The sequence below is a fragment of the Mesorhizobium sp. 10J20-29 genome (assembly GCF_054130485.1).
The window spans coordinates 4895678-4914766 of the sequence record NZ_CP199156.1 but is presented as its reverse complement, the minus strand read 5'-3'; the positions used below and the strand labels follow the sequence as shown (position 1 = coordinate 4914766).

The window sequence follows — 19089 nt, the reverse complement described above, 5'->3', positions numbered from 1 at the left end:
CGGTCAGGCCGGTTCGCCGCCGGCCTCCGCCATGAGCCGGGAGTTGCTGCGCGTCAGCCAGAGGCGGCGCAGGAAGGCGAGGATGAAGGCGGCGCTCAGGACCAGCACGATGGTCGGTGCCGGCGCGCTGTCGAGGAAGAAGCTCATATAGGTACCGGCGAGCATGGCCGCGGTGCAGACCAGCACGGCCACGAAGAGCATCCAGCCGAAGGAGCGCACCACGAGGAAGGCGATGGCGCCCGGCGTGACGAGCAGCGCGACGGCGAGGATCAGGCCGACCGAGCTCAGCGTGGCGACGATGGTGAGCGAGAGGATCGACAGAAGGCCGTAGTGCAGGAGGCCGGTGCGCAGGCCCGACGCCTGGGCCTGTGCCGGGTCGAAAGCGTGCAGTAGAAAGTCCTTCCACTTGAGGAGCAGGACGGCAGAGACGACGAGGCCGATGAGGCCCGAGGTCCAGAGATCGTCGGTGCCGATGCCCAGCATGTTGCCGAACAGGATGTGGTCGAGGTGCTGGTTGGTGTGGATCGAGGTGAAGAGGATGATTCCGACGGCGAACATGCCGGAGAAGACCACGCCCATGACGGTGTCCTGCTTCACCCGGCTGTTGTGCGACAGGTAGCCGGTCAAAAGCGCGCAACTCATGCCGGCGGCAAAGGCCCCGACGATCAGGGGTATGCCGACGATCCAGGCGAGCACGACGCCCGGCAGCACGGCATGGCTGACCGCATCGCCCATCAGCGCCCAGCCTTTGAGGACGAGAAAGCAGGAGAGCAGCGCGGTCGGCGGCGCGACCAGCAGCACGACCCAGAAGGCGTTCTGCATGAAGGGGAACTGGAAGGGCAGGAGCAGGTTCTCGACGGTCATCAGAGCGCTCCCTCGGAAGCGGAGGGCCGGGCAAGGGCCTCGGCGGCCTTGCGGCGGGTAGCGAGGAGGCCGTGCTTGGGGGCCAGGAAGAAGGCGGTGAGGAAGATCAGCGTCTGCAGCGTGACGATGACGCCGCCGGTGGCGCCGTCGAGGAAATAGCTGAGATAGGCGCCGACCAGGCTGGTCAGCGTGCCGATGATGACGGCGAGCGTGATGACGCGCGGAAACCGGTCGCTGAGGAGATAGGCGGTGGCGCCGGGCGTCACCACCATGGCGATGACGAGGAAGGCGCCCACGGTAATCATGGCGGCGACGATGGCCGCCGACAGAAGCACGAAGAAGACGGCTTTCAGGATGTCAGGGCGCAGGCCGATCGAGCGGGCGTGGTTCTCGTCGAAGAAGGTGACCATCAGGTCCTTCCACTTGGCGAGCAGCACGGCCAGCGAGACGAAGCCGATGATGGCCATCTGCAGCGTGTCCTGCGGGGTGATGGCCAGGATGTTGCCCATGATGATGGTCTGGACGCTGATCGAGGTCGGGTTGACCGAGATCATGAACAGGCCGAGGCCGAAGAAGGAGGTGAAGATGATGCCGATGATGACGTCGATCTTCAGCCCGGAACGGTCGCTGAGGAAGAGCATGGAGCCGGCTGCCAGACCGCCGGCGATGAAGGCGCCGAGCGAGAAGGGCAGGCCGAGCATGAAGGCGCCGGCAACACCCGGCACGACGGAATGGCTGAGCGCGTCGCCGATCAGCGACCAGCCCTTGAGCATCAGGTAGGCCGAGAGGAAGGCGCAGACGCCGCCGACGAGCGCCGATACCCACATGGCGTTGACCATGTAGGAATAGGAGAAGGGCTGGAGCAGAAGCTCGATCACGAGGTGGAGCCCTCGTCGGAGGTGCGGCGGGTCTGGTCGCCGTAGTGGACGAGCGGGCGCTCGTCGTCGGTGATGATGCTGATCTGGCGCGGGTCCTCGTCGTCGTGCAGGTCGGAGCCGCCGATGGTGAAGTGGCGCAGCACGCCGCCGAAGGCACGCTCGAGGTTCTCGCGGGTGAAGGTGGTTTCGGTCGGGCCATAGGCGAGCACCGTGCCCTTGACCAGAATGGTGCGGTCGCAGAACTCCGGCACGGAGCCCAGATTGTGGGTCGAGACCAGCATGATGCGGCCTTCGTCGCGCAGCTCGCGCAGCAGGGCGACGATCTGGTCCTCGGTCTTGACGTCGACGCCGGTGAAGGGCTCGTCGAGCAGGATGACGCGGGCGTCCTGGGCGAGCGCGCGGGCGAGGAAGACGCGCTTGCGCTGGCCGCCGGACAGTTCGCCGATCTGGCGCTTGCGGAACTCCTGCATGTTGACGCGGGTCAGTGCGTCATCGACGGCGGCGTGGTCGGCGCGGGCGGGACGGCGCAGGAAGCCCATATGCCCGTAGCGGCCCATCATGACGACGTCCTCGACCAGCACCGGAAAGGTCCAGTCGACCTCCTCGGCCTGCGGCACATAGGCGACGAGGTTGTCGCGCAGCACGTCGCGCACCGAGCGGCCGAGCAGGCGGATCTCGCCGCGGGCGACCGGCAGAAAGCCCATGATGGCCTTGAAAAGCGTCGACTTGCCGGCGCCGTTGACGCCGACCAGCGCGGTGATGGTGCCTGTGGGGATCTCGAAACTCGCGTCGTGCAGCGCGGTGTGGCCGTTGCGGTAGGTGACGGTCACGTCACGCGCAAGAATGCCGTCCGGATTGCTTTCCACCGGTTTGCCCTTGGCATCGGGGATGGCTGTCTGCAGCAAGGAAAAGGTCCTTCTTGGTTGGGCCGCTCGGTCAGTTCGTATGTTTGGTCAGTCCCGCCGCGACGGTCTGCGAGGTGACTTTCAGGAGATCAAGATAGGTCGGCACCGGACCGTCCGGCTCGCTCAGGCTGTCGACATAGAGCACGCCACCATAGGCCGCTCCGGTTTCGCGCGCGACCTGCTCGGCCGGCGAGGTGTTGACTGTGCTTTCGCAGAACACGACCGGAATCTTGTGCTTCCTGACGCCGTCGATGACGGAACGGACCTGCTGCGGCGTGCCGACCTGGTCGGCGTTCATCGGCCAGAGATAGAGCTCCTTCAGGCCGAAGTCGCGGGCGAGGTAGCTAAAGGCGCCTTCGCAGGTGACGAGCCAGCGCTTGTCTTCGGGGATGGTGGCGATTTCGGCGCGCAGCGGCTCGACGACGGCGTGGATCTTCTCCTTGTATGCCTGGGCGTTGGCGGCATAGACGGCGGCGTTCTCCGGGTCGTGCTCGGCGAGCGCCTTCGCGATGTTGTCGATGTAGATGGCGGCGTTGTCGGCGCCCATCCAGGCATGCGGGTTGGACTGGCCCTCATAGGCGCCGGAGGCGACCGGGATGGCGTCGATGCCGTCGGTCAGCACGACCGAGGGCACGTCGCCCAGATTGGCGACGAACTGCTCGAACCAGCGCTCGAGGTTGAGGCCGTTCCACAGGATGAGGTCGGCGCCATGGGCGCGCACGATGTCCTGCGGGGTGGGCTCGTAGCCGTGGATCTCCGCACCCGGCTTGGTGATCGAGACGACGTCGGCGGCGTCGCCGGCGACGTTCGTGGCCATGTCGGCAATGACGGTGAAGGTGGTGACGACCTTCAGTCGGTCGCCGGACGCCTGTGCCTGAAAGCCGGAGGCGGCGAGCGCCAGCGTGGCAAGGGCGGCCAGGACGGTGAGGCGGATGGGCGGCATGCGGGAGGCTCCTGAAGCAGATGCTATCAACATATGCTTTTGCAAATCAATTGCAACTGGGCGCCAGCCGAATTGCACGCATTCGCCGGGCGGGGCTTTTCGTGCTGGCAGCGGGGGCACGGCGCGGGTGTTGGCATGGCGGCGAACAGCCGATATCTGGCAGATGCGGGTTGCCGGTCGCGGTGCCGCGCACGTCGCTGTCGCCCTGAACTCCCGGCTGTGCGGGCGTGGCGGAGCTGTTGACCGCATCAGCGAGACGCGTTGAGACAGGCCTCGGCCGGGCGAACGACTGGAGCAAGACATGCGGAAAGGGAAAGAGATGCAGGTTCTGCGCGCCGCCGACCACCGGCGGATGGCCTGGAAGAACGGCGGCGGCGAGACGACGGAAGTGGCGGTGTCTCCGCCGGATGCAGGGCTCGGCGACTTCGACTGGCGCGTCTCGATGGCCAGGGTCGAGACGGACGGGCCCTTTTCGGGTTTCGACGGCATCGACCGGACGCTCGCCGTGCTCGACGGTGCCGGGCTGATCCTGGCGGTCGAGGGCAGGGAGCCGGCCGAGCTGCTCGGCCAGAGCGAACCGCTGGCCTTTCCAGCCGACCTGCCGACGCGGGCGATGCTGATCGCGGGTCCGATCACGGATCTCAACGTGATGACCAGGCGCGGACGGCTGCAGCACCGGCTGTACCGGCATGAGCTCGACGGCGCCGCAGAACTGCCGGTCGCTGCCGAGACGGTGCTCCTGCTTTGCCATTCGGGAGAGCTTCTCGTCACGTCGTCCGGCGAGACGGCGCGGCTTGGACCGCTCGACGCGGCGATCGTCGGGCCGGAAGCCTTGCGCGTGGAGGGGAAAGCGCGATTTTATGTTGCGGCAATCGGGCGCGACGTTTCCGTGTGAATATCGTCGCAATGGCATCTCGTTCGGCGATCAAATGCGATATGCTGGACAGGAAAGAGGGAGACGCCAATGGCGATAATCAAGATTTCCGCCACCGAAATGGCCGAGGCGGTTGGGGTCGATCCCAAAGCGTTCACGGCCGCGCTGCGCGCCGCCGCCCCGGCCTGGCACCAGCGCAAGGCCTCCTGGGTGGTCAAGCGGGATGGTCCGGAGCATGAGGACATGAAGTCGATCCTGGCGCAGCTGCTGAAGGACATGCGCGAGGAGCGCCGCAGCCGCACCGAAGGCGGCTGACGCCGGCACGCCCGGCCGCCGGTTCCGACCGTGCGGCAGCGCGGCGGGCGAGGGGCCGGGTAGAAGACAGTCGGGGCGGCGCTTCGCGGAGACGCCGAACCCGCGCTTGCAGCGCTTCAGGCATCAGCGTATTGCGATGAAATAAATCGAGCGCGGCGGTGCAACCAAACGCTGCTGCAGCGGTTTAGGGCTGAGGGAAGTTGCGTTCTGCGACAGCCTCCGCCTCACAGGACCTTTGGATGAACATTCAGACCGATCCCCGGCGGCTGAGAAGCGCTGCCAAGCCTTGTCCACCTGCGGCCGAGGAGCCGATCCGGGCCCATTTCCTGCACGACGACCGGCTGCGTGAGCTGGGCGCCAGGCTGGCACGCGGCGACGTGCCCGACGTCGCCAGCATCGGCGCCTTCGACTTCCAGGCGCGCGTGCGCGAGAATGGCGAACGCATTCTCGAGGTCTACCGCGCGACCAACGCAGCGCAGGCGCGCGGCGACATGGTGACGCCGGCGGCGCAGTGGCTGCTCGACAACCACTATCTCGTCGAGGAGACGAGCTTCCAGATCAAGCGCGACCTGCCGCGCCGCTTCTACCGCCAGCTACCGACGATGGAGGTGGCCGGGCTTCAGCCGGTGCCGCGTGCCCTGGCCATTGCCTGGGTCTATGTCGCGCATACCGACAGCACGGTGTCGCTGAGCAGCTTCAAGGCGATCGTCGAAGGTTTCCAGTCGGTGGTGCCGTTGAAGATCGGCGAGCTGTGGGCGCTGCCCTCGCTCTTGCGCTTCGTGCTGATCGAGAACCTGCGGCGCATCGCGGTGCGGGTGAACCGCTCGCGGGAACTGCGCCAGTCGGCCAACGAGGTGGCGGACCAGGTGCTGGGCTCGGGCGATGGCGTCGACGAGGCGTCGCTCCTGGCCGACTACACGACGCATGCCTGCGACACCAGCTTCGCCACGCAGCTGCTCTACCGGCTGCGCGACGGCTCGCAGAATTCGGAGATGGCGCTCGACTGGCTGGAGAAGGTGCTCGAGCAGGCCGGCACCGACGCCGAGGAGACGACGATCGGCGAACACCAGGCGCTGTCGAGCGGCAACGTCACCACCGGCAACATCGTGCGCGGGCTGCGGCTGGTCAACGACATCGACTGGACCGTCTGGTTCGAGGACGTCAGCCGCATCGACCGGCTGCTGCGCGAGCGCTCCGACATGGAGGCGCTCGACTTCGCCTCGCGCGACCAGTACCGCACGGCGATCGAGGACCTGGCGCGGCGCTCGGGCCTGACCGAATACGAGGTGGCCGAACGCGCCACGGAGCTTGCCGGCTACAGCCTGCAGGCCGGGACCGCCGGCCCGGCGAGCGCCGAGGACGCGGCCAATGTCGGCTTCTTCCTGGTCGGCACGCGGCGCGAGGAACTGGAGCGGGCGATAGGCTACAGGCCGTCCTTCGGCACGCAGCTCAACCGGGCGTTCCGGCGCACCGGCTGGTCGGGCATCGTGGTGCCGGTGTTCCTGCTCACCGTGCTGCTGATGGTCCTGGCGGGTGGCGCGCTGAAGGCGATCGGCCTGACCGACTCGGAGGTCGGGCTGCTGCTCGTGCTGTTCGCCGTGCCGGCGAGCGAGGGCGCGCTCGGCTTCTTCAACACCATCGTGCTCCTGTTCCTGAAGCCGACGAGGCTGGTCGGCTACGAGTACAAGGACGGCGTGCCGGAAGAGGCGCGCACCCTGGTGGTGGTTCCATCGCTGATCGGTTCGCGCGACGAGGTAGACGACACGCTGCGCCGGCTTGAAGTTCACCATCTCGCCAATCCAAGCGGTGCGGTGTCATTCGCGCTCCTGTCGGACTGGCCCGACAGTGCCGCCGAACAACGCGTCGAGGACGACGAGATCCTCGACTTCGCGCGTGGCGAGATCGCCAGGCTGAACGAGCGCTACCCGACCGAGGGCGCGCCGCTGTTCCACCTGCTGCACCGCCGCCGCATCTACAATGAAAGCCAGAAGTGCTGGATGGGCTGGGAGCGCAAGCGCGGTAAGCTGCACGAGCTGAACCTCTTGCTGCGTGGCGACCCGGACACCACCTTCCTGCCGCTCGAGGCGCCGCTGCCCGAGGGCATCGTCCACGTTATGACGCTCGACAGCGACACGCGCATGATGCGCGACTGCGTGACGAGGCTTGCCGGCAAGCTCTGCCATCCGCTCAACCGCCCTGTAATCGACGCCGAAACGGGCCGCGTGACGGCCGGCTACTCCATCCTGCAGCCGCGCGTCACGCCCTCGCTGACCACCGGCGACGAATCTTCCTTCCTGCAGCGCGTCTTCTCGGCCAACCGCGGCATCGACCCCTATGTCTTCGCCGTCTCGGACCTCTACCAGGACGTGTTCGGCGATGGTTCCTTCACCGGCAAGGGCCTCTACCATGTCGATGCGATGGAGGCGGCTCTGCGCGGCCGCATCCAGGAAAACCAGGTGCTGAGCCACGACCTGCTGGAAGGCGCCTATGCACGCTCGGCGCTGGTTACCGACGTCGAAGTGGTCGAGGACTATCCGCCGCGCTATTCGGTCGACGCCTCGCGGCAACACCGCTGGGCGCGCGGCGACTGGCAGCTGCTGTCCTTCATCTTCAGCCCGAAATCGGGCGTGCCGGCGCTGTCGCGCTGGAAGATGATCGACAATCTGCGCCGTTCGCTGACGCCGATCTTCTGGGTGCTGGCGGCGATTGCCGGCTGGGCGCTGCTGCCCTTCACGCAGGCCGCGCAGTGGCAGGCGCTGCTGATCCTGGCGCTGTTCATGGCGCCGACCTTCGAGATCATCGACGCCATCGTGCCGAAAGGCCGCGAGGCGACGGTGCGCGGCCACTTCACCGCACTGGTGCGCGACGCTTCCTTTGGCACCGCGCTGGTGGCCGTCAAGGTGGTGCTGATGGCGCATTCGGCATGGATGATGGGCGATGCCATCGTGCGCACGATCTACCGGATGTTCGTCAGCCGCCAGAACCTGCTCGAATGGCGTACCGCCTCGCAGGCGCACAAGTCGGGCGACAATTCCATCGGCGCCTATTACCGCATCATGTACGGCGCGGTGGTGATCGCGCTCGTCGGGCTTGCCATCGCGGTGGCGGCCGACTCCACCGGCGCCTTCGTCGGCTTCTTCTTCGCGCTGTTCTGGATCGGCTCGCCGGCCTTCGCATGGCTGATCAGCCGTTCGGCCGAAACCGAGGACCGGCTGCGCGTGACGAAGGCCGACCGGGCGCTGCTGCGCACGGTGGCGCGCCGTACCTGGGCCTATTTCGAGACCTTCGTGACGGCCGAGCACAACATGCTGCCGCCGGACAATTTCCAGGAGACGCCGCAGCCGGTGGTGGCGCAGCGCACCTCGCCGACCAATATCGGCGTCTATCTGCTGTCGGTCGTTTCGGCGCGCGATTTCGGCTGGATCAGCCTCGCCGACGCGGCCCGCCGCATCGAGGCGACGATGACGACCATCGAGAAGATGCGGCGCCATCGCGGCCATCTGTTCAACTGGTACGACACCAAGACGCTGAAGCCGCTGCTGCCGCTCTACGTGTCGAGCGTCGACAGCGGCAACCTGGCCGGCCACCTGGTGGCGGTCGCGGCAGCCTGCAGCGACTGGGCCGAAGCGCCGGCGGTGCACCTGCAGGGCGACTTCGACGGCATTCTCGACTGCGTCACGGTGCTCGAGGAGAGCCTTGCCGAACTGCCCGACGATCGCCGCCAGCTCAGGCCGCTGCGCCAGAGGCTGCTCGACCGCATCGTCGGCATGCGGCGCGCCGTGCACACCATCAAGACGCAGCCGGAAATGGCCTCGATCCGCACCATCAACCTGACGGTGCAGGCAAGCGAGGTGCGAAAGCTCGCCATCGCCATCGACGCCGAGGCGCAGTCGGCCAAGAGCCAGGTGCTGGCAGAATGGGCCGAGCGGCTGGAAGCGACATGCGAGGCGCATGTGCAGGACGCGCACAGCGACGACCAGAGCGTGACTGCGCTGCGCAAGTCGCTTGTCGCGATCGGCGAGCGGGCGCGCCGCTATGCCTTCGAGATGGATTTCTCCTTCCTGCTCAGCCCCGAGCGCAAGCTGCTGTCGATCGGCTACCGCGTCGAGGAACGCCAGCTCGACGAGAGCTGCTACGACCTGCTGGCCTCGGAAGCGCGGCTGACCAGCCTGTTCGGCATCGCCAAGGGCGACCTGCCGACGGAGCACTGGTTCAAGCTCGGCAGGCCGATCGTCGAGATCGGCTTCCGCGGCGCGCTGATGTCGTGGTCGGGCTCGATGTTTGAGTACCTGATGCCGCCGCTGGTGATGAAGGAGCCGCGCGGCGGCATCCTGAACCAGACCAGCCAGCTTGTGATCAAGAAGCAGATCCAGTACGGCCGCTCGAAGAACGTGCCGTGGGGCATTTCGGAAGCCGCCTATAACGGCCGCGACCGCGAGCTGACCTACCAGTACACGAATTTCGGCGTGCCTGGCCTCGGGCTGAAGCGCGGGCTGGGCCGGAGCACGGTGATCGCGCCCTATGCGACGGTGCTTGCCGCGCAGTTCATGCCGGCCGAGGCGGTCGAGAACCTGGAGCGCCTGAAGCGCGTCGGCGCGCTCGGCCATTACGGCTATCACGACGCGGTCGACTACACGCCGCAGCGCGTGCCCGAAGGCAGCGACCATGCAGTGGTCTACAACTACATGGCGCATCACCAGGGCATGACGATCGTGGCGGTGGCCAATGCCGTGTTCGAGGGCCGCATGCGTGACCGCTTCCACAGCGACCCGGTGATCGAATCCGCGGAACTGCTGCTGCAGGAGAAGGCGCCGCGCGACATTCCGGTCGAGACGGTGCGCACCGAGGCCGACGAGCGCGGCGAGATCGACACGGTCGAGCAGAACCAGGACACGCGGCTGATCCTCAACCCGGCGCAGGCGCTGCGCTCGACCAGCCTGATGTCGAACGGCCACTATTCGGTGATGGTGACGGCGACCGGCTCCGGCTACAGCCGCTGGAACGACATGGCGGTGACGCGATGGCATGCCGACCCGACCGAAGACCGGCTGGGCAGCTACATCTTCCTGCGCGACACCGAGACGGAAGAATGGTGGTCGGCAACGGCCGAGCCGCGCCCGGCGCCGGGCGAACGCTGCCAGACGCATTTTTCCGACGACAAGGCGAGCTTCATCAAGACCGTCGACACGCTGCGCTCGGAGGTCGAGGCGATCGTGGTGTCGGAAGGCAATGGCGAGGGACGGCGCGTTACGCTGTTCAACGAGGGCCAGAGCGACCGGCTGATCGAGCTGACCTCGTTTGCCGAACTGGTGCTGGCGCCCGAAGCCGCCGACAACGCGCACCCGGCCTTCTCCAAGATGTTCGTGCAGACCGAGATCGAGCCCGGCCGCAACGTGATCTTCGCCAACAGGCGCAAGCGCTCGGCGAGCGAGGCCGACATTGCGGCGGCGCATTTCGTCACCGCGCCGACCGGCGTGGCGCGCGAGATCCAGGCCGAGACGGACCGACGCGCCTTCATCGGGCGCGGCCGCAGCATCGCCAATGCCGCCGCCTTCGATTCCGGCGCGCGGCTCGGCGGCAATCACGGCTTCACGCTCGACCCGATCGCGGCGCTGCGCTGCCGCGTCAAGGTGCCGGCCAACAACAAGGTGGTGCTGACCTTCTGGACGGTGGTGGGTCCCGACCGCGCCGAGGTCGAGGCGACGATTGCCAGGCTCGACCATTCGGAGGGCTTTTCGCGCCAGGCGATGCTGGCCTGGACGCGCTCGCAGGTGCAGACGCGGCACATGGGGCTCAGCCTCGCCGAGGCGGCAAACGTGCAGAAGCTCGCCTCCTACCTGATCTACCCGGCGCCGTTCCTAAGGCTGCCCGGCTCGACCATCGCGTCGGGCCTTGGCCGCCAGTCGGCGCTGTGGCCGATGGCGATCTCGGGCGACTACCCGATCTTCCTCGTGCGCATCGGCGACGTCGCCGACCTCGAGATCGTGGCCGACGCGCTGCGCTACCAGGAATACATGCGCGCCCGCGGCATGCTGTCGGACATCGTCATCGTCAACGAGCAGGCCTCGTCCTATGTGCAGGACCTGCAGCAGGCGATCGAGACGCTGTGCGAGAACGCCAAGCTGCGCGGCAAGGAAATCGGGCCGCGCCAGCACATCTTCGCGGTCCGGCGCGACCTGATGGACGCCGATTCCTACCAGACGCTGCTGTCGGCCGCGCGGGTGGCGCTGCATACCCGCAACGGCAGCATCCTCGACCAGATCGAGCGCGCCGAGTCGGCCGAACTGCTGGCGCGCGCGCCGGCCGTTTCCGCGCATGGCGAGGAGTCCGACGACGCATTGCCGGCCAGAATGCCGGAGCTCCGGCCCGTGGTTGCAGGCGTCCCGGCGCCCGATGGCGGCGAACTGGCCTACTGGAACGGCTATGGCGGTTTCGACCGCGACGGGCGCGACTATGTGGTGCGGCTGACCGGCGAGCGCTCGACGCCGCATCCGTGGATCAGCGTCATCGCCAACCAGAATTTCGGCTTTCACACCTCGGCCGAGGGCGCCTCCTTCACCTGGAGCCGCAACAGTCGCGACTTCCAGCTGACGACATGGTCGAACGACCCGGTGACCAACCGCCCGGGCGAGGCGATCTACGTGTACGACCAGGCGAGCGGTCGCGCCTTCTCGCCCTTCGCGGCGGTGGCGCGCGACCCTTCGGCGACCTACGAGGCGCGGCATGGCCAGGGATTCTCGAAATTCTCCGTCAAGCGCGGGCCGCTTTCGCTCGAGCTGACGCAGCTGGTCGATCCCGAGGACCCGGTGAAGGTCTCGCGCCTGACGATCCGCAATGCCGGCCCGCTCGAGGCGCGGCTGAGGGTCTATGCCTATGCCGAGTGGGTGCTCGGCAACAACCGGGCGAAGTCGGCGCCGACCATCGTGCCATCGCTCGACGAGGCGACCGGGGCGCTGCTGGCGCGCAACGCCTACAGCCTCGACTATGGCGACCGCGTGGCGTTCCTGGCGAGCGACGGCGAGGCGCAGTCGGTGACCGCCGACCGGCATGAATTCATCGGGCGTGCCGGTTCGGTGGAACGGCCGGAGGTGGTGGCGACGGGCGCCACGCTGTCGGGCCGCGTGGAGGCGGGCAGCGACCCCTGCGCAGCGATGGCGCGCGACGTGACGGTGCCGGCAGGCGGCGAGGTTACGCTGCTGTGGCTGCTTGGCGACGCCGGCTCGGCCGAAGAGGCAAGCGCACTGGCGGCCGCGCACCGCAACAAGGATTTCGACGAACGGCTCGCAGACAATGACCGCCGCTGGGACGAATTCCTCGGTACGGTGCAGATCGAGACGCCGGACAAGGCATTCGACGCGATGGTCAATCGCTGGCTGCCCTACCAGAGCCTGGCCTGCCGCATCCGGGCGCGCTCGGCCTTCTACCAGGCGAGCGGTGCCTTCGGCTTCCGCGACCAGTTGCAGGACACGATGTCGCTGCTGCTGCATGATCCGCAGCTGGCGCGCGACCAGATCCTGAACGCCGCCCGGCGGCAGTTCGAGAAGGGCGACGTGCAGCATTGGTGGCTGCCGCGCAGCGGCGCGGGCGTGCGCACGATCATCTCCGACGACGTGGTGTGGCTGGCTTATGCCGTGCACCGCTACGTGAAGGTGACGGGCGACGCGACGCTGCTCGACGAGGAGCTGCCCTTCATCGAGGGCGAGGAACTGGCCGAGGGCCAGCACGATTCCTTCTTCACGCCGAAGGTGTCGGACAAGAGCGCCAGCATCTACGAGCATTGCGTGCGGGCGCTGGACCTCGCGATCGAGCGGACCGGCGCCAGCGGGTTGCCGCTGATCCTCGGCGGCGACTGGAACGATGGCATGAACCGGGTCGGCGAGGGCGGCAAGGGCGAGAGCGTGTGGCTCGGCTGGTTCCTGCTGAAGACGCTGGGCAACTTTGCCCGCGTCGCCAAGGGCCGCGGCGAGACGAAGCGCGCCAAGGCGTGGGAAAAGCATGCCGGGCGGTTGAAACAGGCGCTGGAGAATGCGGCCTGGGACGGCGAGTGGTACCGGCGCGGCAGCTTCGACGACGGTACGCCGCTCGGCTCCAAGCAGTCGGAGGAGTGCCGCATCGATTCCATCGCGCAGTCGTGGAGCGTCATCTCGGGCGCGGGCGATCCGGCGCGCTCCAAGACCGCGATGGCTTCGGCGACGCGCATGCTCGTCGACGACGAGCTGAAGATCATCAAGCTGTTCACGCCGGCCTTCGCCGACACGCCGCTGGAGCCCGGCTACATCAAGAGCTATCCGCCGGGCGTGCGCGAGAATGGCGGGCAGTACACCCATGCTGCGACGTGGTTCGTCATCGCGCTCGCCGAAATGGGCGATGCCGACGCGGCTTGGCGTGCCTTCGAGATGCTGAACCCGGTCAACCACGCGCTCGACGAAGAGGCTGCCGAGCGCTACCGCACCGAACCCTATGTGGTGGCGGCCGACGTCTATTCGTCGCCGGACAAGGGCGGGCGCGGCGGCTGGACCTGGTACACGGGCTCGGCCGGCTGGCTCTACCGCGCGGCGGTCGAGAGCATCCTCGGCATCCAGAAGGAAGGCGACCGGCTGACGATCAGGCCGGTGCTGCCGCATCACTGGAACGGCTATTCGGCGACGCTGAAGCTCGGCGGCGCGACCTACCGGATCTCTGTCCAGCGCGGAAAGAAGGGCGGCAAGGCCAGCGTCAAGGCTGATGGTGTGCAGTGCGAAGACCACGCGGTGGCGCTGGTGCAAAAGGGAAATGTGGACGTGCAGGTGACGCTACCGTCATAGAATCTTTGCGCTTTCCTACCCTGGGGAAGACACCTTGCCACAATGTTGCCGCAAGAATGGCCTTTTTGCTTTAACTTTCAAACCGTTATCCGATCACAGGACGTTACGGGGCGTTGTGCTTTGTTGTTCGAAATCGGGGAACTGGCGCGCTACGGGTGGATTGTCACCCGAGGCCGCTACCGGTATGAGAATGATGGTGCGGTGCACAATTTTTGCATGACGAGGTAATTGCGTGTCACTGCTCGAAATCTACTGGAGAGCACTTCGCTATCTTGGCGCCGACAAGAAGCGCGTCGCACTGGTCTGTTCGGCAAACGTCATCCTGGCCATCGTCGTCATCGCCGAACCCATCCTGTTCGGTCGGGTGATCGATGCCATCACCGACAAGCGCGAAGTGGTATCGACCCTGGCGCTGTGGGCAAGCCTTGGCGCCTTCAACATCGTCGCCTTCGTTTTCGTCGCGCGCAGCGCCGACCGCATCGCGCATGCGCGGCGGGCAGGGGTGCTGTGCGAGAGCTTCGAACGGGTGATCGGCATGCCGCTGTCGTGGCACCACGAGCGGGGAACGTCGAACGCACTGCACACGCTGCTGCGCGCGGTAGAATCGCTGTTCTCGCTGTGGCTGGAATTCATGCGGCAGCACCTTTCGACCTTCGTGGCCCTGGTGCTGCTGGTGCCGACCGCGCTGTCGCTCGACGTGCGCATGTCGCTCGTGCTGGTGATGCTCGGCGTGCTCTACGTAGCGATCGGCCGGCTGGTCATGCGCAAGACCAACGAGGGCCAGAAATCGGTCGAGCGCCACTATCACAACGTCTTCTCGCACGTCACGGATTCGGTCGGCAACGTCGCCGTGCTGCAGAGCTACAATCGCATCAGCGACGAGACCGAGGCGCTGCGCAACCATGTGCGCGCGCTGCTTTCGGCGCAGAACCCGGTGCTCGACTGGTGGGCGCTGGCGAGTGCGCTGCACCGGCTCGCTTCGACCATCTCGATGATGGTGGTGCTCTTGATCGGCGCATGGCTGGTGTCGCGCGGCGAGCTCAGGATCGGCGACATCATCGCCTTTACCGGCTTCGCCTCGCTGCTGATCAGCCGGCTTGACCAGATCTCGGCCTTCGTCAACCAGATCTTCGACGCCCGCGTGAAGCTCGAAGGCTTCTACCGGCTCGAGGACGACGCCGCCCTGACACGCGAACCGGCGGGGCTTGTCGAGCTCGAGGGCGTGCGTGGCCATATCCGCTTCGAGGACGTCGGCTTCGAGTTCCCGAAGTCGGGCCAGGGCGTCAGCGACATCAATCTCGAGGTGCCCGCCGGTCATACGGTCGCCATCGTCGGGCCGACCGGTGCCGGCAAGACGACGCTCATCAACCTGCTGCAGCGCGTTTACACGCCGCGGCAGGGGCGCATCCTGATCGATGGCATCGACATCGCGACGGTGACGCGCAAGTCGCTGCGCCAATCGATCGCCACGGTGTTCCAGGATGCCGGACTGTTCAACCGCTCGATCGAGGACAACATCCGCATCGGCCGTTCGGACGCCTGCAACAAGGACGTGCACGCCGCTGCCGCTGCCGCGGCCGCGCACGAATTCATCCTCTCGAAGAGCGAAGGCTACGACACGCTGTCGGGCGAACGCGGCAGCCAGCTTTCGGGCGGCGAACGGCAGCGCGTGGCGCTGGCCCGCGCCATCCTGAAGGACGCGCCCATCCTCGTGCTCGACGAGGCGACCAGCGCGCTCGACGTCGAGACCGAGACCCGCGTCAAGGAAGCCATCGACCGGCTGCGCCAGAACCGTACGACCTTCATCATCGCGCACCGGCTGACCACGGTTCGCGACGCCGACCTGGTGGTCTTCCTCGACAATGGCCGCATCGTCGAGATGGGCGGCTTTGCCGAACTCTCGGCGCGCAACGGCCGCTTCGCCTCTCTGCTTAGGGCCGGTGGCCTGCTGACGGACGAGGATGTGCGCCGCCTCAGCCTCGTGGCCGTCGAGAACCAGGCCGCCTGAGGCGATCATTTCGCCGGCAGGCCGCGGGCTGCGCCGATCGGTCCGATTGCGGCCGGCCGGCAAGGCAGCTATGAAGCCCGCCATGAGCGACACAAGCCAACGCCCCCGCCGCTGGATCGACCTGGCCAACCCGACGAAATTCGTCGCGCTGGCCGACCGCATCGTGCCGTGGATGGCCGCCGTGTCGGCGCTGCTGCTCGCGGCCGGGCTCTATCTCGGCTTCGCGGCACCGGAAGACTTCCAGCAGGGCACGACGGTGCGCATCATGTATATCCACGTGCCCTTCGCGTGGCTTGCCATGATGTGCTACTCGCTGATGGCGCTGTCGGCGCTCGGCACGCTGGTCTGGCGCCATCCGCTGGCCGACGTGGCGCTGAAATCCGCGGCCCCGATAGGCGCCGTGTTCACCGCCCTGGCGCTCGCGACCGGCTCGATCTGGGGCAAGCCGATGTGGGGCACCTGGTGGGTGTGGGACGCCCGGCTGACCTCAGTCTTTGTGCTGTTCTTGATGTATCTCGGCATCCTGGCGCTGACGCGCGCCATTGACGACCCGGCGAAATCGGCACGCGCGGCGGCGATCATCACGCTGGTCGGCTTCATCAACATCCCGATCATCAAGTTCTCGGTCGACTGGTGGAACACGCTGCACCAGCCGGCCTCGGTGTTCCGCATGGACGGGCCGACCATCGATGCCTCGATGCTGCGGCCGCTTATGATCACGGCGGTGGGCTTCACGCTCTTGTTCCTGACGCTGCACCTGATGGCGATGCGCACCGAGATCGGCCGCCGCCGGGTGATGGCGATGCGCCAGATCGAGGCGCGGCGCGCCGACCGCGCACAGGCCTAGCCGGCGGGTCTCACCGCATAGGCCTCGCGCATTTCGGCGATCTCGACCAGCCTTGAATGGAAGCGGCTCCAGTCGTCGGCCTCGGCGATCGGCGTCCAGATGTCCTCGACCTGGTCGATCAGCATGGTGCAGGGCATCTTTTTCGCGAAATAGGCGTGGTCGAGGCGGATTCCCGGTTCGGCCTCATGCGCGGCAAAGGCGGCATGAACCGGGGCGAAGGCCGGAGAGGCATAGTGAAGCGCCTGCGCGCTCTCGGCGGCGCGCGTCTCGCTGGCCAGCCCGCCATACCAGTCGAAGAAGACCTGCTCGAAGGGCGCCTTCGATTCCAGCATGAACTTCCACACGGCGCGCACCAGCGCGGTGTCTTCAGCCTCGCCGGCCGGACGCAGTCCGAGGCGGCGCAGCATGGCGGCGTTGAAGGCGTTCTGGAATTTCGACTCGAAGCCGCGCAGCACGGTCTCCAGTTCGGCCTGGCCGGCGAAGGGCAGCAGGCACTCGGCAAGCCGGGTGAGGTTCCACAGCAGCGTGTCGGGCTGGCGGCCATAGGCGTAGAGGCCGGTGTCGTCGAAATAGGCGGCGGTGAATGTCGGGTCGAGGACAGGCAGGAAGCGCCAGGGGCCGTAGTCGAAACTCTCGCCGGTGACGTTGATGTTGTCGGTGTTGAGGACGCCGTGGACGAAGCCGGCAAGCATCCAGGCAGCACCGGTGGCGGCAACACGGGCCGAAACCTCATCGAGAAAGGCGACGGCGCGGGACGCAATGTCGTCACGCCAGACATCGGGCATGTAGGTGCGGACCGTATAATCGAGCAGCCTTGCGATGTTGTCGGTCTCATCGAGATAGAGCAGGCGCTGGAAGCTGCCGATGCGGATATGCGAGTGCGAAAGGCGCACAAGCACGCCGGAACGCGTCGGCGATGGCTCATCGCCGCGCATCAGGGCTTCGCCGGTCTCGACGAGGCTGAGTGTCCTGGATGTGTCGACGCCGAGCGCCTCGAGCATTTCGGTGGCGAGGATCTCGCGCACGCCGCCCTTGAGCGTGAGGCGTCCGTCGGCGGTGCGCGACCAGGGGGTCAGGCCGCTGCCCTTGGTGCCGAGATCGAGCAGGCGGTCGCCGCCGAGCTCGTGCACCTGGGCAAACAGGAAGCCGCGGCCGTCGCCGAGCTCGGGATTGTAGGTGCGGAACTGGTGGCCGTGATAGCGCAACGCCAGCGGCGTCTCGAAACTGCCGGGCAGCGGCGTGAAGCGGCCGAAATGTCCGATCCATTCGGCCTCCGTCAGGCTGTCGAGGCCGACGCTGGCGGCAACGCGCTGATTGCGAAAGCGCAGGATGTGCTTGGGGAACTCGGCCGGTGCGACCGTGTCGTAGAACGCGCCGCCAAGCGAGGAATGGCTGGTGGACGGTCGAAACGATGGCGACAAAGGCATTCAGGAACTCCGGGCCGGCGTTCATGGCTCTCTCGCCGGCTGCCCTAGCCTTAGAATGTTTCGACCAGCGATTGAACCCGTGTGCGGCAATCCGGGGCAAGATGAGCGGACAGGCGCTTCCGCCAGGGCGGCGGCTGCCAATAACCAGCATGGCCGGACAGCGTTGCTTGTTCGGTCAGCCGTCTGCCTGGCGAACGAGTTGTCTTGTTTTTGACCGAATCGGCTTCTTTGGTTCGCGGCAGATCGGCCGTAATCGACCGGCGGGAAGGCAGCAACCAGGCAGAAAGACCAGGAGAGAGCCAATGGAAACAAGTGGCGAAGGCACAGCCTCGCAGGCAATCGATACGCGGATCAAGGAGATTGGCGGCTGGCGCGGCGGGACCCTGGCGCGGATGCGGCGGCTGATCCACGAGGCCGACCCTGACGTGACCGAGGCGGTGAAATGGCGCAAGCCGTCGAACCCGCTGGGCGTTCCCGTGTGGGAGCATGGCGGCATTATCTGCACCGGCGAAACCTACAAGGACAAGGTGAAGCTGACCTTTGCCAAAGGCGCCTTTCTTGACGATCCTTCGGGCGTGTTCAATTCCAGCCTCGACGGCAATCTGCGGCGCGCCATCGACATGCAGGAGGGCGAGACGATCGATGAAGCGGCGTTCAAGGCGCTGGTACGGGCTGCGGTTTTGCTGAACGGGTCCGGCAAGTGAAACGGCCAAGAATTAAGGAAAGCGGCAATGCCGAGCCTGTACTGCTTGCAGGCGGCAACCCGCAGATCGCCAAGGGATTTGGTGACGCACCGGTGCAGGCCTATATCGCGGCAATGCCGGACTGGAAGCGCGAGGTGGGGCGCCGGCTGGATGCGCTGATCGAGCGCGCAGTGCCGAACGTTGAAAAAGCGGTGAAATGAAACTCGCCTTTCTATGGCGTCGAAAGCGGCGTCTGGTTCCTGAGTTTCCATGTCTTCGCCAAGTACATCAAGATCGCCTTCTTCCGCGGTTCTGGGCTCGACCCGGTGCCGCCGGTCGCCTCGAAGCAGAAGGAGGTTCGCTACCTCCACATCCACGAGGGGGACGAACTGGACGAAGAGCAGTTCGTCAGCTGGGTGAAGCAGGCAAGCAAGCTGCCAGGCGAGACGTTGTGAGGCGCGGGTCAGAGGTTTCGGAACCCTGTGCGCGACGAGCCGTTTGGCAGGGGCGGGCATAAGCGGCTTCCCGCCCGGATGGGGAA

Annotated in this window: 11 protein-coding genes and 1 pseudogene; 7 read left to right on the top strand and 5 right to left on the bottom strand. The window is 66.6% G+C overall.

Annotation, left to right across the window (positions count from 1 at the left end; genetic code table 11):
* Nucleotides 1–3: 3 nt before the first annotated feature.
* The 4 genes from ACT2BZ_RS23580 to ACT2BZ_RS23565 are packed head-to-tail and all read right to left on the bottom strand — an operon-like array spanning nt 4 to nt 3590.
* Nucleotides 4–864: a metal ABC transporter permease gene (locus tag ACT2BZ_RS23580; RefSeq protein ID WP_457938260.1), complete on the bottom strand. Its 861-nt coding sequence runs from the start codon at nt 862–864 to the stop codon at nt 4–6.
* Nucleotides 864–1703 carry a metal ABC transporter permease gene (locus tag ACT2BZ_RS23575; RefSeq protein ID WP_457941425.1) on the bottom strand — a complete coding sequence of 280 codons (840 nt, stop codon included), beginning with the start codon at nt 1701–1703 and terminating at the stop codon, nt 864–866. The genes ACT2BZ_RS23580 and ACT2BZ_RS23575 overlap by 1 nt, the downstream gene beginning before the upstream one ends.
* A 35-nt stretch (nt 1704–1738) precedes the next feature.
* Nucleotides 1739–2632 (bottom strand): manganese/iron ABC transporter ATP-binding protein, encoded by an 894-nt coding sequence (locus ACT2BZ_RS23570; RefSeq protein WP_457941424.1) that lies wholly within the window; start codon nt 2630–2632, stop codon nt 1739–1741.
* Nucleotides 2633–2678: 46 nt separating this feature from the next.
* Nucleotides 2679–3590, bottom strand: a complete 912-nt coding sequence (locus ACT2BZ_RS23565; RefSeq protein WP_457938259.1) for a metal ABC transporter substrate-binding protein — start codon at nt 3588–3590, stop codon at nt 2679–2681.
* Nucleotides 3591–3909: 319 nt separating this feature from the next.
* Between ACT2BZ_RS23565 and ACT2BZ_RS23560 the strand changes: the two genes are divergently transcribed.
* The 5 genes from ACT2BZ_RS23560 (at nt 3910) to ACT2BZ_RS23540 (ending at nt 16438) form a co-directional block, all read left to right on the top strand.
* Entirely contained in the window at nt 3910–4485 is a 576-nt protein-coding gene (locus tag ACT2BZ_RS23560) for a HutD/Ves family protein (RefSeq protein ID WP_457941423.1), read from the top strand.
* Between the two features lie 69 nt (nt 4486–4554).
* Nucleotides 4555–4779 (top strand): hypothetical protein, encoded by a 225-nt coding sequence (locus tag ACT2BZ_RS23555; protein WP_457938257.1) that lies wholly within the window; start codon nt 4555–4557, stop codon nt 4777–4779.
* Between the two features lie 239 nt (nt 4780–5018).
* Nucleotides 5019–13583: a GH36-type glycosyl hydrolase domain-containing protein gene (locus ACT2BZ_RS23550; protein ID WP_457938255.1), complete on the top strand. Its 8565-nt coding sequence runs from the start codon at nt 5019–5021 to the stop codon at nt 13581–13583.
* A 232-nt stretch (nt 13584–13815) separates the two neighbouring features.
* Nucleotides 13816–15591 (top strand): glucan ABC transporter ATP-binding protein/ permease, encoded by a 1776-nt coding sequence (locus tag ACT2BZ_RS23545; protein WP_457938254.1) that lies wholly within the window; start codon nt 13816–13818, stop codon nt 15589–15591.
* An 82-nt stretch (nt 15592–15673) separates the two neighbouring features.
* Nucleotides 15674–16438, top strand: coding sequence for a heme ABC transporter permease (locus ACT2BZ_RS23540; RefSeq protein ID WP_457938252.1), 765 nt, complete (start codon nt 15674–15676; stop codon nt 16436–16438).
* On the opposite strand, the gene ACT2BZ_RS23535 is transcribed toward ACT2BZ_RS23540, so the two are convergent.
* Nucleotides 16435–17865 (bottom strand): protein adenylyltransferase SelO, encoded by a 1431-nt coding sequence (locus ACT2BZ_RS23535; protein ID WP_457938250.1) that lies wholly within the window; start codon nt 17863–17865, stop codon nt 16435–16437. The genes ACT2BZ_RS23540 and ACT2BZ_RS23535 overlap by 4 nt on opposite strands.
* A gap of 302 nt (nt 17866–18167) precedes the next feature.
* On the opposite strand from ACT2BZ_RS23535, the gene ACT2BZ_RS23530 reads away from it, so the two are divergent.
* Both ACT2BZ_RS23530 and ACT2BZ_RS23525 read left to right on the top strand, forming a co-directional pair.
* Nucleotides 18168–18569: a DUF1801 domain-containing protein gene (locus tag ACT2BZ_RS23530; RefSeq protein ID WP_457938248.1), complete on the top strand. Its 402-nt coding sequence runs from the start codon at nt 18168–18170 to the stop codon at nt 18567–18569.
* A pseudogene (locus ACT2BZ_RS23525) lies at nt 18566–19003 on the top strand (DUF1801 domain-containing protein). The gene ACT2BZ_RS23530 and the pseudogene ACT2BZ_RS23525 overlap by 4 nt, the downstream one beginning before the upstream one ends.
* Nucleotides 19004–19089: the final 86 nt, after the last annotated feature.